The 15,548-nt window shown below is 37.2% G+C and carries 13 protein-coding genes and 1 other annotated feature; of the genes, 2 read left to right on the forward strand and 11 right to left on the reverse strand.

The window, feature by feature from the left end; genetic code table 11:
- Positions 1–43: 43 nt before the first annotated feature.
- Both MKX53_RS11180 and MKX53_RS11185 read right to left on the reverse strand, forming a co-directional pair.
- Complete coding sequence (locus MKX53_RS11180; protein WP_340911285.1) at positions 44–1,747, reverse strand: sensor domain-containing diguanylate cyclase; 1,704 nt, start codon at positions 1,745–1,747, stop codon at positions 44–46.
- A 95-nt stretch (positions 1,748–1,842) separates the two neighbouring features.
- Positions 1,843–3,066, reverse strand: a complete 1,224-nt coding sequence (locus MKX53_RS11185; RefSeq protein WP_340911289.1) for a bifunctional folylpolyglutamate synthase/dihydrofolate synthase — start codon at positions 3,064–3,066, stop codon at positions 1,843–1,845.
- An 86-nt stretch (positions 3,067–3,152) separates the two neighbouring features.
- Here MKX53_RS11185 and MKX53_RS11190 point away from each other — a divergent pair, with 86 nt between their 5' ends.
- Positions 3,153–4,028: an ATP-grasp domain-containing protein gene (locus MKX53_RS11190; protein WP_340911290.1), complete on the forward strand. Its 876-nt coding sequence runs from the start codon at positions 3,153–3,155 to the stop codon at positions 4,026–4,028.
- Positions 4,025–4,837 carry an ATP-grasp domain-containing protein gene (locus tag MKX53_RS11195; RefSeq protein WP_340911293.1) on the forward strand — a complete coding sequence of 271 codons (813 nt, stop codon included), beginning with the start codon at positions 4,025–4,027 and terminating at the stop codon, positions 4,835–4,837. The genes MKX53_RS11190 and MKX53_RS11195 overlap by 4 nt, the downstream gene beginning before the upstream one ends.
- A gap of 165 nt (positions 4,838–5,002) precedes the next feature.
- Here the strand turns inward: MKX53_RS11195 and MKX53_RS11200 are convergent, their stop codons facing one another.
- The 9 genes from MKX53_RS11200 to hemC form a co-directional block, all read right to left on the reverse strand.
- Entirely contained in the window at positions 5,003–7,645 is a 2,643-nt protein-coding gene (locus MKX53_RS11200) for a valine--tRNA ligase (protein ID WP_340911295.1), read from the reverse strand.
- A 223-nt stretch (positions 7,646–7,868) separates the two neighbouring features.
- Positions 7,869–8,094: a binding site (T-box leader), on the reverse strand.
- Positions 8,095–8,317: 223 nt separating this feature from the next.
- The gene (locus MKX53_RS11205; RefSeq protein ID WP_093536987.1) at positions 8,318–8,908 is read right to left on the reverse strand and encodes a hypothetical protein; all 591 of its coding nucleotides are present in this window, start codon (positions 8,906–8,908) and stop codon (positions 8,318–8,320) included.
- 68 nt (positions 8,909–8,976) lie between these two features.
- Complete coding sequence (locus MKX53_RS11210; RefSeq protein WP_340911299.1) at positions 8,977–9,555, reverse strand: 5' nucleotidase, NT5C type; 579 nt, start codon at positions 9,553–9,555, stop codon at positions 8,977–8,979.
- 24 nt (positions 9,556–9,579) lie between these two features.
- Entirely contained in the window at positions 9,580–10,671 is a 1,092-nt protein-coding gene (gene ribD, locus MKX53_RS11215) for a bifunctional diaminohydroxyphosphoribosylaminopyrimidine deaminase/5-amino-6-(5-phosphoribosylamino)uracil reductase RibD (protein ID WP_340911302.1), read from the reverse strand.
- Positions 10,664–11,422 carry a GTP cyclohydrolase II gene (locus MKX53_RS11220; protein ID WP_093536984.1) on the reverse strand — a complete coding sequence of 253 codons (759 nt, stop codon included), beginning with the start codon at positions 11,420–11,422 and terminating at the stop codon, positions 10,664–10,666. The genes ribD and MKX53_RS11220 overlap by 8 nt, the downstream gene beginning before the upstream one ends.
- A gap of 151 nt (positions 11,423–11,573) precedes the next feature.
- On the reverse strand, positions 11,574–12,869 hold the full coding sequence (gene hemL, locus MKX53_RS11225) for a glutamate-1-semialdehyde 2,1-aminomutase (RefSeq protein WP_340911304.1): 1,296 nt from the start codon (positions 12,867–12,869) through the stop codon (positions 11,574–11,576).
- Positions 12,869–13,852, reverse strand: coding sequence for a porphobilinogen synthase (gene hemB, locus MKX53_RS11230; RefSeq protein ID WP_340911307.1), 984 nt, complete (start codon positions 13,850–13,852; stop codon positions 12,869–12,871). Before hemB ends, hemL begins: the two co-directional genes overlap by 1 nt.
- Positions 13,849–14,613 carry a uroporphyrinogen-III synthase gene (locus MKX53_RS11235; protein WP_340911309.1) on the reverse strand — a complete coding sequence of 255 codons (765 nt, stop codon included), beginning with the start codon at positions 14,611–14,613 and terminating at the stop codon, positions 13,849–13,851. The genes hemB and MKX53_RS11235 overlap by 4 nt, the downstream gene beginning before the upstream one ends.
- Entirely contained in the window at positions 14,606–15,535 is a 930-nt protein-coding gene (gene hemC / locus MKX53_RS11240; RefSeq protein WP_340830991.1) for a hydroxymethylbilane synthase, read from the reverse strand. The genes MKX53_RS11235 and hemC overlap by 8 nt, the downstream gene beginning before the upstream one ends.
- Positions 15,536–15,548 lie beyond the last annotated feature (13 nt).

The following is a 15,548-nucleotide window of genomic DNA, read 5'->3' on the forward strand; positions in this document are numbered from 1 at the left end:
TCTCAAAAAGGGTAGTCAGTGCCAAATGAACTGTGAGGTTTATTTATTTCACATACTCCGCAACCCTATTCCTACCTGCCTGTTTAGCTCCAATATACAACGCCCTATCGGCATTACGAAGTAGAGACATTCCTTCGTCGCTGTCTTCTGGCGCTGAAGAGACTCCAATACTTGCAGTAATGAAGATTATTTCATCTCTTGTTATTTCACCTAAATCGAGTGGTACGATAAATGGTGTTTGTTCGATTTTCTTACGTAGTTGCTCGGCAACATTCATCGCCTGTAATTTCGAATAATTTGGTAGGAGAACTACGAATTCTTCTCCTCCATACCTTCCTACTGTTCCGTTTGAACCTATTTCCTGTTTAACAATATTTGCAAAATCTTGTAAGATAATATTTCCACTATGATGGCCATACGTATCATTAACAGCTTTAAACTTATCAATATCCATCATGATTAATGACACGTTCCTATATGCTCCGCTATTTAGCTTTGAAATATCCGATTTTAATTGGTTATCTAAATATCTATAATTATAAATCTTCGTTAATTCACAGATTTCACTTTTTTCAACGGCTTCTCTTACATACCTGGCTTTCTCTAAGGAAACGGCAAAATATGAGCACAGAAGGTGTATTATTTTAAGTTGATATGGTTCAAATGCAAACTTGTCCCTAGCAGCTAATATTAGAACACCCTCAATTTTCTGATTTCTGTAGATAGGTACACACATTACGCTCTCCATATCATCTGCTAAAAAAGGAGGTCGCATATGATACCACTCATTCTGTTTGTTATAGAGAATTGGCTCACCCTTTTCATATACTTTACCAGCTAGGCTATATTTTATATCTTCATGCCCAAATTCCAATTCTTTGTTTTGTCCATCTTCTCTAGCTCGTAGTATAAAAAAATTATCTTCTATATTATCTACAATATATCCAGCGTTTAATGGGAACATATTAGATAATCTTTTCAAGAACATGTCTAAAATTTCATTCGTCGTCATCCGATCCGCAAGTTGATGACCAAACTCACTTGCCTCATTTAAATCCGCATTTACTTTTTCGGAATCACTATACATCCTTATCAATAATGTAATTGATAACAAAGGTAATCCTAATAACCACAAGGCCGTTGTGCCTGTTGTGTTTTCAAACAGATACAAACCTAAACCAAAAGGTAATGTTATAAACAGACATGCAAATTCCCAGTATAAATCCTTGGAGAAAAATACAGGATTCATATCACATAAATATTCTCTCATAAAGAGGAAAAGATGATTAATAATTAAATAAGAGATAGCAAAAATAGATCCATATATAATAACATCTTTTAAAATAATACTACCAGTTTCATAGCCTAAATACATAACTAAAGAACCACTTAAAACAGAAAGAGAAAAGAACATAAACGAATTATAAAAATACTTAAATAAGGTATCTCTAGATATTTTCAAATGATAAACTAAAGGAATCATACATATCTGCATAGAAATTAGCTCTGCTAAAATTCCATATTTTAAAAAGATGGCTATTTGAACCCAAATTACTAAAATAAATGTAGTTCCTGCTATGAAAAACGGAAAAATACTCGACAATAATGCTAGCAGTAAAAAAGCCCCATAACCTTCCCAATCACCAGGCTTAGTGGGGGAATATAAATACACTAAGAGAGTTCCAGCAGGAACAAATAATAGCCACAAAGCAAACATAATTCTTTGTGCTTTCTTCGAAAAATTCATCTGACTATTAATCTCCTTTCATACTAAATAACTACTACTAAGTTCTCATTATACTTAAATTATTATATCATTAATTACCCTGAATGTTTCAATTACTAAATTCCTGTTTTTTCCTTTAACTCAGCAATGAAATAAAAAGAACCGGTGACGATTGTAACGGAATATTCAGAATTATCATTGAGATCTACTTCACCCACCTCTTCTTTTATAACTTTTGAACTATTTTTACACAGGTTATATAAAACCTTTGCATCTAAAGCTCTCTTATGTTGGAAGTTAACGAATTCAAAAGAACTACCGATTTCCTCTAACTTCCTTAACATAACACTATATTCCTTGTCTTTTAATATGCCTACGATAAAATGTATTTGCTTATCTGGAAATCTCTCTTTTAACGTTTCTACTAGGGCATCCACACTTGCCCTATTATGAGCGCCATCCATATAAAGATTATCTCTTATTTTCTCCATTCTACCCGGCAATCTAGCATTCTTCACAGCTACTTGGACTTTTGGTTCTGCTAGATCAAAACCACTTATAAGCAATGCAGTTATAGCTAATGCCATATTTGAATGATGGTGCTCCCCTATCATTTGAGGATTTAAATTTGCAAATGAATATTCTTTATATGTATAGCGTTCTTTCTCCACTCGAAAATTTTTATCGTACTCTATGACTCCCGCATTTTTGTCTTCTGCTTCTTTGTACATGATTTTTTTTGCTGGTTCTAATAAGGATCCTATTACTAATTGGCTATTGGTCTTTAATATCCCTGCTTTATGCCAACTAATTTTTTCAATTGTATCTCCCAAGAAATTTGTATGGTCAATGGAAATGCTAGGTATAACAGCTATTGAGTTTTTCATGATGTTCGTACTATCGAGACGTCCTCCCATGCCTACTTCAATGAATAAAACATCTAATTCCATTGTCTCAAATATTAAAAAGGCTGCCACTGTTAGTAATTCGAAATCCGTTAACATACCACTTATCCCTCTTTTTTGCATAAGGGCAAAAGCTTTATCCATTTGTTTTTCTGTAATGGGTATACCGTTTATCTGAATTTGATCATGTACATCGACTATACTTGGGCTTGTAAAGGATCCATAACTCAAGCCATGTTCGCCTGCTAATGCTGTCAAAAAAGCGATTGTAGAGCCTTTTCCATTTGTCCCAGCCACATGAATAACTTTATGCTTGTCCTGGGGATTGCCCAATTTCTGCATTGCAGCCTGGATCATCTCGAGTCCTGGTTTAATAATTGTTTCACTCTCTATATTCCATTTTGTTTTATATTTATTAAAATTTTTTATTTCCACGTAGTTCACCCTATTCCGTCTGATTAAATTTCGTGCTAAACTTCTTGTGAACACATTATAACACGTACTAGTGGAGGTCATTCATTATGCAAACATGTTGGATCGTATACAACGGTAGTCTTACACATGATAAATTTATCGATCAAGCTCTTCTGTTAAAGGAAGCGGCGGATAGACATGATATTCAAGCCATTTTAGTGAAAAATTATGAAGTGCTGATGAATGTCCAGCAAAGGTTACATGCTAAACCAGATTTTGTCGTGTTTTTAGACAAAGATATTTTGCTTGCCCAGTATTTAAAAAATGAGGGTATTCCAGTATTTAATGATCCTAATGTTATAGAAATCTGCGATAATAAAGCAAGACAATACATGATGTTGGCAAATGCCGGGGTGCCAATGCCAATTACCATCGTAGCACCTAAAGTATATCCAGGATTTTCTATACAAGAATCAGGTTACTTTGAACAAGTGTTGCAAGTAATTCCATTACCTATGATTATTAAAGAAGCACATGGCTCATTTGGTATGAAGGTGTATTTAATAGAAACTAGAGAACAATTCTTCGCAAAAATTGAGGAACTTGCAGGAATTGAATATGTCTTTCAACAATTTATCGCAAATAGTAGAGGTAGAGACATCCGTGTAAATGTAGTAGGCGGACAAGTCGTTGCCTGTATGTTTCGCGAATCTCAAACAGATTTCCGTGCCAATATAACAAACGGTGGCTCCGCCTCCCCTATTATTCTCACGTCCCGACAAATGGAAGTGGCAATCCAAGCTGCTGAAGCTTTAGGTGCAGAGTTCGCAGGTGTAGATTTGTTGTTTGGGGATAATGATGAACCACTCGTTTGTGAAGTAAATGGCGTTGCACATATTCGTAACATCTTTAATGTGACTGGTATAAATGTTGGGGACGCTATGATTGAATATATTCAATCTAAAATAGGAGCTGTTGTATGAATGGATTGCTCATTTACGAAAAAGCCGAAATAGAACGAAACCGAAGCTTCATTGATCGATTAATAAATGCTTCGAGTCAATATTCGTTAACGTTAAAAGTAGTAGATGATCAAAGTCCCATCCCAGAAGCAGACTTTATATTCTTTCGTTCCAGAAACCCGCAACTTGCAAAACAATTAGAACAACGCAATATACCAATGTTCAATCGGGCAGAGGTAAATGTTATTGCCAATGACAAATTAAAAGCAATACAGCTTGTACAGCTTCTTGGTATTGCAACCGTACCAACTAAAAAAATAGTAACTGATACTGAGATTAATGAATATCCTATTATACTAAAAACAATCGACGGCCACGGCGGGAAGCAAGTAGAAATAGTTAAAACCCAAAAAGAAGCCACTTCCTTCCTAAATATGTTTTCCGAAAACACGATTATCGCCCAGCAGTATATTGAAACAAACGCTACTGATGTACGTGTATTCATGCTCGGCGAAGAAGTAGTGGGTGCTGTAAAAAGAATTGGACCAAAAGATAGTTTTAAATCTAATTTCACACTAGGTGGTACAGTTGAAAAATACATGCTAGACTCACAACAACATATAGAGGTAGAGAAAATCGCTAAATCGCTTAAAAGTGATTATATTGGTATTGATTTTCTTCTATTACCGGACGAAACCTGGCTTTTCAATGAAATCGAGGATCCCGTTGGCGCAAGATCCTATTACGAAACAACTAAAGAAGATATTGCAGAGCCTATAATGGAATATATTCATAAGAAACTCACAAAAAAAGAGAGAGACGAGATTTAATCGTCCTCTCTTTTTTGACGTTTGAATGGAAACACAGGAAAGTAGCGGAGAATCACCTGAATGTATAGAAATATCACCCGAATGTCATGAAAAACCACTGGAATCTGGAGAACTCTTCCCGAAAAAAAGCATGCACCCAAATCATCGGGTGCACGCTCAAATTTTTTATAGATTATTTAATTCTTCCATACGCTTCAATACAGATGCGTGTTTCTCTAGATAGTCAGCTTCTTTTGCACGTTCTTCTGCAACTACTGCCTCTGGTGCTTTGGAAACAAAGCGTTCATTAGATAGTTTCCCTTGAACTAACTTCACTTCTTTAGCCCATTTTTCTAGCTCTTTTGTTAAACGAGCTTTCTCGGCATCAATATCGATTAACCCTTGTAGCGGAAGATATAAAACCGCTCCCGTAACTACAGCAGACATTGATTGACTAGGTGCTTCTAATTCTAATCCTATTACAAGTGGTTCTGGATTACAGAAACGCTCCAAATACTTAGCATTTGCTTCTAATACGGCTAATGTATTTGCATCCTTCGCGGAAACATATAAAGGAACTTTTTTGCTCATTGGCGTTTGTACTTCTGAACGAATATTACGAACCGAGCGGATAATTTCAGAAAGTAACTTCATATTGTCCGCTTCATCTTTGTTTGAAAGTGCTTCGATTACAGTCGGCCAAGCAGCAACTGTAATCGACTCTCCTTCATGCGGAAGGTTTTGCCAAATTTCTTCTGTAATGAATGGCATAAATGGATGTAATAGACGCATAGTATTGTCTAAAACATAAGCTAGTACGGAACGTGTCATTTTTTTCACTTCTTCATCTTCCCCGTTAAGTGGAAGTTTTGCCATTTCAATATACCAGTCACAGAAATCATCCCAGATGAAGTTATAAAGCGCACGACCAACTTCACCAAATTCATAACGATCTGAAAGTCTTGTTACTTGCTCAATCGTTTCATTTAAACGTGTAAGAATCCATGCATCCGCAACCGATTTTTTACCATCTAAATTTATCTCTTCAAATTTCAAGCCATCCATATTCATTAATGCAAAACGAGATGCATTCCAAATTTTGTTGGCAAAGTTCCAAACAGCTTCTACTTTTTCTGTTGAGAAACGTAAATCTTGCCCAGGTGATGATCCAGTACTTAGGAAGTAACGTAGCGAATCTGCTCCGTATTGATCAATAATATCCATTGGATCAATACCATTTCCTAGCGATTTAGACATCTTACGACCGTCTTCCGCACGTACCAGACCGTGTATTAGAACATCATCAAAAGGACGAGTACCAGTAAATTCTATCCCTTGGAAAATCATACGAGAAACCCAGAAGAATATAATGTCATAACCAGTTACGAGCGCATTTGTAGGATAATACTTTTTGAACTCTTCGTTTTCTGCATCTGGCCAACCTAATGTAGAAAACGGCCATAATGCCGAGGAGAACCAAGTATCTAAGACATCGTTATCTTGATTCCAGTTTTCTGGATCAGCTGGTGCTTCGTTCCCAACATAAATTTCTCCAGTTTCTTTATGATACCAAGCTGGAATACGATGTCCCCACCATAATTGACGTGATATACACCAGTCATGAATATTTTCCATCCAACGCAAATACGTTTTTTCAAAACGATCTGGTACAAAATTCACTTTTCCTTCTGCTTCTTGAAGTTTTATAGCTTCTTTTGCAAGTGGTTGCATTTTAACAAACCATTGAGTCGATAGATATGGTTCAACTACTGCTCCACTTCGTTCAGAATGTCCTACTGAATGCGCATGTTCTTCAATTTTGAAAAGAACTCCTGCATCTTGTAAATCTTTAACGATTTGTTTACGACATTCAAATCGGTCCATTCCATTATAAGTAGCTGCATTCCCATTCATCGTTCCGTCTTCATTCATCACTAAAATACGTTGTAAGTTGTGACGGTTCCCGATTTCAAAGTCATTTGGGTCATGTGCAGGTGTAATTTTCACTGCGCCACTTCCAAACTCCATATCAACGTAATCATCTCCAACAATCGGTATTTCACGTCCAATAATCGGAAGTTTTACTGTTTTTCCGATTAAATGCTTATAACGATCATCTTCTGGATGTACTGCTACTGCAGTATCCCCAAGCATTGTTTCTGGTCTAGTAGTAGCAACATCGATTGATCCAGTACCATCTGCAAGTGGGTAATGCATATGATAGAATGCACCCTGTACATCTTTGTGGATTACTTCAATATCAGAAAGTGCCGTTTTAGTTGCTGGATCCCAGTTGATAATGTATTCGCCGCGGTAGATTAAACCTTTGTTATACAGCTTTACGAATACTTCTTTCACTGCATTTGATAATCCTTCATCTAAAGTAAAGCGCTCACGCGAATAGTCTAACCCAAGTCCAAGTTTCGACCATTGTGCACGGATATGACCAGCGTATTCTTCTTTCCACTTCCATGTTTCTTCGACAAACTTTTCGCGGCCCAAATCATATCTTGTAATATTATCAGCACGCAGTTTTTCCTCTACTTTTGCTTGTGTTGCGATACCTGCATGATCCATACCCGGAAGCCATAAAGCATCATATCCTTGCATACGTTTCATACGAACAATAATATCTTGTAATGTAGTATCCCATGCGTGACCTAAATGTAGTTTACCGGTAACATTCGGTGGTGGAATTACGATAGTATAAGGTTCTTTATCGCTTTCTGGATGAGCTTCGAAGTATTTTCCTTCTAACCACCATTCATACCGTCCTTTTTCAATCGACTGCGGATCATACTTTGTGGACATCGTTGTTTCGTTTGTCATTGTCAGTTCCTCCTAAAAAAGAATATCAATTACGCCTCGGAGTAATTGCGTCCAGATTTTGAATCGAGCTTGAGGCCTACAGGATGTAGGTCATGTAGGCGTTGCGACACGACGTCGCGAACTTAGACTGCCTTCCTTGACTCCTCTTTAAAATCTGTGACATCCGCCGGAGGCTTTATTTTCGTTCAACATTTGAACGAATATAAAAAAACTCCTATCGTCATTAAAGGACGAAGGAGTTTGTTCGCGGTACCACCTTTATTCGCGAATGCTAAAAAACGCATCACGCTCTCAATTCGATAACGGCTTCAAACCGGCATTTGCTACTTACGTTCACAAATACTGCTCGTGGGCTACCTTCAAATGGCGGTTAACAGAAACATTTCAGCAAATTGTTTCCTTTCTTTTGAGAACCAAATCATTCTACTCTTCCCATTCATTGCATCTCTATTCATTTGTTCCATTGTAAAGGATATTATTATATGCCGTCAAGTCTAGTATGGTGAAAGGAGAATTACAATGAGAAAAGGATATAACCCATATTTATTGCCCGATTGGTTACGTAAAACACGTTTCTATTGTAAGCATGTAAGTATTCCAATTTGTACTTTCCAATTAATACGAGTACTAATCGTGCCTACCACATGGGATTTCCTCTTATTGGTACTATTACTACTCATCTGTTTTTTGTTTTACAAGAACATTATTTGATGGGAATGTCAGCTTTGAATATCCATCATCCAAATCTAAAATGAATTGAAGCTCGAACTCCTCGCCTTGCGGTATTTTCACTTCAACTGGTTCAGCAGGGTTTGGTGCTTCTACTTCTGCAACTGGTTTAACTGGAACGGGTACAGGAGCTTCCTCGTATTCACAGTGTACAGTCCACCCAACTTCAATTGCCGCTTGCTCTGTTGGTTTCGAGTTAATATGGTTCACTTGAACTGTTGGCTTGGAACCTTCTTTTAATTTGTCTTTACCGAATTCGATACTCATTGGTACTGCATATTCAAAATAGCCGACCTCACCTTGCAGATCTAAGTCTTCAATCTCGGTGAATTCGCTCGTAGCATGATGCTCCTCTTCACCTTCCTCAAACTTAACGTGGCAGGTGATGTGGTATATACCTACTATTTGAATAATATTCTCCTTCTCAGTGACTTCGCATTGAGGAGTTACTGCAACATTTTTAATTTCTTTCGGAACCCCAAAGCTTGGTGGAAAACGAAATTGTTCTTTTACATCCCAGGTTTTTGTCGTCATAAGTCATCCTCCTTCTATAGGACAACTTATGAATAGAACAAAAGGGATAGAACATATTTCACTTAGAATTACTTTTTGTCGTTGTTTTTATCCACAATCTGCTTTAGTTCTAACCAATTTGTTAACCTTGGAATTGTAAGATGTTGGTTATACGATTGCGTTTTCACATAAACTTGTAATGTATCATCTGTTAATGTGTTTAATACGTCTGGCTTATCGTCGAAATAATAATCCAACTGTAAGTCCCGAATAATATTTACCTTTGCTTGGTCCTTCATGCCACAAAAGAATTTTTCTTCTGTGACTGGGAATCCTTGTTCCATTAACCAATTCATCGTTCTTTCACGATGTTCTGCTGGTCTAGCCGTAATATAGTATACCTCATGCCCCTGTTGTTGTAGATTTACTAACGTTTCTACAGCATCTGGGTATGCTGGACAATTAGTATAATATATTTGTTCCAATGTATCATTCCACATTTTAGAGCCGGCTTCATCGGACAATCCGAATAATTCATGTATTTCAACTCTATCTAACGCATGAAATTTATCTAATTCCACTTGTTGTCCTAACTTTTCGTTATAAATATGAAAAGCATGTTCTCTTAAATTGATCAATGTATCATCAATATCAAATCCAAATTTCATCTAATATGCCACATCCATTACATCTTATTTGTAAGTTGGATAACCAACAAACTTAAAGTCTTTCCCTATTTTTTGAATTTCCGTATCGATTAGCTCAACTGCATCACTCATTAAGTCAATACCGCTACCCTCCATAAAGGTCGGAGCATTTTTACCACCTATTAACTTAGGTGCAATATATATAACTGCTTTATCAATTAATTTATTTTCCAAAAATGCTGCATTGATCGTCCCTCCACCTTCAATTAACAAAGAGGAGATAGACTTTTCACCTAATATTTGAACGACTTCTTGTACATCTACATGGGTAGTTCCAGTTGTATGGAACACTTGAACGCCTTGATTGATTAGCTTCTCTTTTTTATCATGGTCATAATTTACACTTGTAAAAATCCACGTCTGCGCTAATTGATCGGTTACAAGCTTGGCATCTAAAGGAATTTTCAATGTTGAGTCTAAAACTATACGAATCGGATTACGACCATTTTCAATACGAGTAGTTAGTTCTGGATTATCTTCCGTAACAGTATTAACCCCGACTAAAATGGCCAAATGCTCATTTCTAAGATGATGAACATCCTCTCGTGCATCTGCCGACGTAATCCATTTACTATGAGCAGAGTGTGTGGCAATTTTACCGTCTAATGTTATCCCCGATTTTAATGTCACAAAAGGCTTCTCTGTTACGATAAACTTGTTGAATACTTCATTCATCCTTTTAGAAGCTTCCTCTTGAATACCGGTAATCACATTTATCCCAGCATCCTCTAGAATTTTGACTCCTCGCCCTGATACGATTGGATTTGGGTCGAGCGTTGCAATGACAACAGTTTTAATACCTGCTGCAACAATTGCTTCAGCACAAGGGCCAGTTCTTCCGTGATGGGAACATGGTTCCAGTGTGACATAAATCGTAGCACCTTTTGCATGCTCCCCTGCCATTCTAATAGCATGAATTTCTGCATGAGGCTCTCCAGGTTTCATATGCGCACCAATACCAACGATACGATTATTATTTACAATCACTGCTCCTACTAATGGATTCGGATCTGTTTGTCCTTTCATTGCTCTCGCATTTTGCAGGGCAAGATCCATATAAAATGCGTGATTAGTCATTTTGAAAAGTACCTTCTTCCTCCATATGACCTGAACGATTTATTTTCGTGTGTAAGTATTTTTCATTGTATTCCGAAACGTCCCCCCATAATGGAGTACGCCCCGCTACAGCCAAACCTGCATCCTTTAATGCTTTTACTTTCTTTGGATTGTTCGTTATCAATGTAACAGGTTTCGAACGCAATACTTTTAAGACTTCGATCGCATCTCCATAATTTCTAGAATCATCTACAAAACCTAGTTTTTCATTAGCCTCTACTGTATCCGAACCATTTTCTTGTAGAATATAGGCCATTGCTTTACTAAATAGACCAATGCCTCTACCTTCATGATTTGCTAAATAAAATAAAGCACCAGCTCCGTTGTTAACAATCATTTGCATAGACTGTTTTAATTGGAAACCACAATCACAACGCTTACTCCCAAAAATATCCCCCGTATGGCAGATGGAGTGCATGCGGATTAGTGACTCCTCGGTCTCTTTAAAGTCTCCGTATACTAACACGCTAGACTGTTGGTATTCAGCTAAGTTAGAGGAGGATAAATTACTTATTATTTGATTGATATCTTCTGTGTATTCATCACTATTTAACCAGCTATACCACTGGAATATAACTGTATTACCATTTAAATTTACCGGCAGTCGAATTGGTCCGACTAGATAAATCGAACTTTCATCAGTCTTAATAACTTTAATTTTATCTTTTAATACATTTACTACATCATTAGATATTTCTTTCACATTTGGCATTCTATATCCTCATTTCTCCAAAACATAATAGTATCTCTATAGTATTCTTAGTAGATTACTTTTCGTAAGTAATTATATTTTAGTAATCAATATTTGTCAATTACATTAGACTAAAAGAGCCTTGCAAATAATGCAAGGCTCCAATTGCTATTTAGTTCATCGAAAGTTTTTCAAATACTGTATGGAATGCTTGAATTGTTTTTTCTATATGCTCTACAGTATGTGCACTCGAGAGGAATAATCCTTCAAACTGAGAAGGTGGTAAATAAATTCCTTCCTCTGCCATAAGACGGAAATACTTAGCGAATAATTCTAAATCAGACGTTTTCGCTGTATCAAAGTTTACCACATCTTCATTTGTTAAGAAGAAACCGATCATTGAACCTGCACGATTCACTGTATGCGGAATATTATATTTTGTCGCTGCTTCTCGGAACCCTTTTTCAAGTATATCCCCTAGCTCGATAAAATAATCATATGTTTGTTCATTTAAACGTGTTAATGTCTCGTAACCAGCTGTCATAGCTAAAGGATTACCTGATAATGTACCTGCTTGATAAACTGGCCCAGCTGGTGCAATCATTTCCATGATTTCACGTTTACCGCCAAATGCCCCTACAGGAAGTCCTCCACCTATTACCTTACCTAAACAAGTTAAATCAGGTGTAATACCATAATAGCCTTGTGCACAGTTATACCCTACACGGAAACCGGTCATCACTTCATCAAAGATTAATACCGTTCCGTTTTTCTCCGTTAGTTCGCGTAATCCTTCTAAGAATCCTTCTACAGGAGGAACAACACCCATATTACCTGCTACAGGCTCTACGATTACAGCTGCCAAGTCATCTCCAAAGTTTTCAAAGACATGACGAACGCTTTCTATATCGTTAAATGGTACGGCTATTGTATTTTTAGCCACTGACTCTGGAACACCAGGACTATCAGGTAAACCTAGTGTTGCAACACCAGATCCCGCTTTTATCAGTAAGCTATCTCCATGACCATGATAACTACCTTCAAATTTCAAAATTTTGTTACGACCAGTAAAACCACGTGCTAAACGAAGTGCACTCATCGTTGCTTCCGTACCAGAAGAAACCATTCGAACCATCTCGATGGATGGAACACGATCCATTACTAGTTTAGCTAATTTATTTTCGATTAAGGTAGAAGCACCAAAGCTTGTTCCCGTTTCTGCAACCTGTTGAATTGCTTTCACAACATTTGGTTCCGTATGCCCTAAAATAAGTGGTCCCCATGATAAAACGTAGTCTATATATTCATTGCCATCGATATCTTTAATAATTGCACCTTTTCCACTCTCCATGAAAATAGGATCCATATCGACGGATTTAAACGCACGTACGGGGCTATTTACGCCACCGGGCATTAGTTCTTTTGCTTCTGTAAATGCCTGTTTAGACTGCTCATATGATTTTGTCATTATTTCCCCTCCAACCAACGGGCAACATCTTTAGCATGATAGGTTAAGATCATATCTGCTCCTGCACGTTTCATTCCTGTTAGTGTTTCAAGCACTGTTTCTTTTTCGTTGATCCAGCCATTAATTGCCGCTGCTTTTACCATTGCATATTCTCCAGATACATTGTAAGCAACAATCGGTGTAACAAATGTATTTTTTACATCACGAATAATATCTAAGTATGCTAATGCTGGTTTTACAATTAGGAAATCTGCTCCCTCTTGTACGTCGGATGAAGCTTCACGTATTGCTTCCATACGATTAGAATAATCCATTTGATACGTTTTGCGGTCACCGAATTTTGGTGCTCCGTCTGCTGCTTCACGGAAGGGTCCGTAATATGCCGATGCATATTTTACTGCATAAGACATGATTGGTATATCCTTATACCCTGCTTCATCTAAACCAAGGCGAATTGCAGCTACAAAGCCGTCCATCATATTGGATGGAGCAATAATATCTGCACCAGCTTCTGCTTGGCTTATAGCAGTTTTTGCTAACAAATCAAGCGAAGGATCATTTAAAATACGTTCGTTTTCATCTACTACTCCACAATGTCCGTGGTCTGTAAATTCACATAGGCAAGTATCTGCTATTACTATTAATTGCGGATGACGCGCTTTAATTTGACGAATTGCTTCTTGTACAATTCCGTGATTATGATAAGCCCCAGATCCAACTGCATCTTTTTCCGCAGGTAGCCCAAATAAAATAACAGATGGAATTCCTAAGTCTACTACTTCATCTACTTCCTCATTTAAACGGTCAAGAGAGAATTGGAAAACGCCTGGCATTGAAGATACTTCGTTTTTAATATTCTCGCCTTCCATTACGAATATAGGATAGATTAAATCTTCCTTATGTAAATAAGTTTCCTTAACCATTGCTCGAATTCCAGCTGATTGTCTTAAACGACGATGACGTTGAAAAAATAATTCAGTCATTGCACTCTTCCTTTCCATTCCGCTAATTTAACAATTACATCTTTTAAGGTATAAGTTTCGGGCATAACCTGCACAGTTACATTCATAGATTCTAAATAATTCTTGGTAATATGGCCAATTGCACATACAGTTGTATGATTATACCCAAAGGAAGCCCCAATACTGCGATGATATACTTCGGCGGTAGAAGGACTTGTGAAGATAATAGAACATTTTTCGCTGTTCTTTAATAGATTCTCCACTTTTTCTTTGTTTTCCTCTAACTCAACTGTTTCATAAATAGTCCATTCCTGTACATGATTGGACAGACCATTCTTTATTGTATCTTTTGCAAGATTTCCTTTAACAAATAAGCATCGCGCAGTGGAGGATACAACTTCCGGAAACTCCTGCACAAAAACATCTGCACTAAATATAGTAGGAGTAAAATTGACTAAAAGACCTAAGTCTTCAATAGCACTTGCAGTTTTTGTACCAACTACTGCAATTTTAGCTGTAAAAAAACTGGCATCTAGTTGGTATTTTACCATTTTCGAATGAAATGCCTTTACACTACTTTGACTAGTAAAGATAAGCCAATCATATAAGTTACAACTCTGTAAAAGGCTCAAATCATGAGAACTAACTATTTCCTTTGTAGCAATCATCGGAGCAATAACTGCATTCCCACCAAATCTTTCCACAAGATCTGATGCTTCCGTTGATCTAAGAATGCCAGTAAAAATGACATTCTCACCTATCAAAGGAGTTTTATTAGACATTCAAATCGGCCTTCACTTGTTGGATTAGATCGTATGCTCCTTGTTCGGTCATAATACTTGCAAGTTCTTTCCCAAGTCTAGCTGCATCCATTCCAGTTAATACTTCTTTAAATACGACGGATGCATCCGGCGCTGCAATTAGTCCAGTCATCGTAATTTTACCATCATTAATTGTTGCATGGCCTGCGATTGGCACTTGACATCCACCGTCCATTGCAGATAAAAATGCACGCTCTGCTTCTATTGCAACCCATGTGTCATGGTCAGATAGTTTGCCAAGCTCATCGATTAACTCTTGATCATCCGCGCGACATTCAATACCTAGAGCCCCTTGTCCAACTGCTGGGATGCAATCCTCCGTAGTTAAGTATTCTGTAACGACCTCATCGCTCCAGCCTAAACGTTTTAAACCTGCTGCAGCTAAAATAATCGCATCATACTCACCATCTTGCAATTTTTTCAAACGTGTCTCTACATTACCACGAATCCATTTAATCTCGATATCCGGTCTTAACAACAATAGCTGAGCACTTCTTCTCAAACTACTTGTTCCTACTACCGCTCCTGTTGGAAGGTCAGCGAATTTCACATGTCCTGTAGATATAAATGCATCCCGTTCATCCACACGTTTTGGAATACATCCCATTACTAAACCTTCAGGTAATTCAGAAGGCATATCTTTCATACTATGCACTGCAAAATCGATCTCTTTGTCGTAAAGAGCTTGTTCTATTTCTTTTACAAAAAGTCCCTTACCTCCAACTTTAGAAAGCGTAACATTTAAAATTTGGTCACCCTTTGTCACAATCTCTTTCACTTCAAACTCAAAAGGTGCCCCCATATCTTTCATCTGTTGAATGAACCAATTTGTTTGAGTTAATGCTAACTTACTTCGTCTAGATCCTACAATAATTTTACGCAAAAATGCCGCTTCC

This window comes from Psychrobacillus sp. FSL K6-4615 (genome assembly GCF_038008225.1).
Classification (GTDB): domain Bacteria; phylum Bacillota; class Bacilli; order Bacillales_A; family Planococcaceae; genus Psychrobacillus; species Psychrobacillus psychrotolerans.

Excerpts from the sequence above, each read along its gene's own strand:
- MKX53_RS11190 (WP_340911290.1), top strand. The coding sequence starts at position 3,153 with ATGCAAACATGTTGGATCGTATACAACGGTAGTCTTACACATGATAAA.
- MKX53_RS11200 (WP_340911295.1), bottom strand. The coding sequence starts at position 7,645 with ATGACAAACGAAACAACGATGTCCACAAAGTATGATCCGCAGTCGATT.
- MKX53_RS11205 (WP_093536987.1), bottom strand. The coding sequence starts at position 8,908 with ATGACGACAAAAACCTGGGATGTAAAAGAACAATTTCGTTTTCCACCA.
- MKX53_RS11180 (WP_340911285.1), bottom strand. The coding sequence starts at position 1,747 with ATGAATTTTTCGAAGAAAGCACAAAGAATTATGTTTGCTTTGTGGCTA.
- MKX53_RS11210 (WP_340911299.1), bottom strand. The coding sequence starts at position 9,555 with ATGAAATTTGGATTTGATATTGATGATACATTGATCAATTTAAGAGAA.
- hemL (WP_340911304.1), bottom strand. The coding sequence starts at position 12,869 with ATGACAAAATCATATGAGCAGTCTAAACAGGCATTTACAGAAGCAAAA.
- ribD (WP_340911302.1), bottom strand. The coding sequence starts at position 10,671 with ATGACTAATCACGCATTTTATATGGATCTTGCCCTGCAAAATGCGAGA.
- hemB (WP_340911307.1), bottom strand. The coding sequence starts at position 13,852 with ATGACTGAATTATTTTTTCAACGTCATCGTCGTTTAAGACAATCAGCT.
- MKX53_RS11235 (WP_340911309.1), bottom strand. The coding sequence starts at position 14,613 with ATGTCTAATAAAACTCCTTTGATAGGTGAGAATGTCATTTTTACTGGC.
- MKX53_RS11220 (WP_093536984.1), bottom strand. The coding sequence starts at position 11,422 with ATGCCAAATGTGAAAGAAATATCTAATGATGTAGTAAATGTATTAAAA.
- MKX53_RS11195 (WP_340911293.1), top strand. The coding sequence starts at position 4,025 with ATGAATGGATTGCTCATTTACGAAAAAGCCGAAATAGAACGAAACCGA.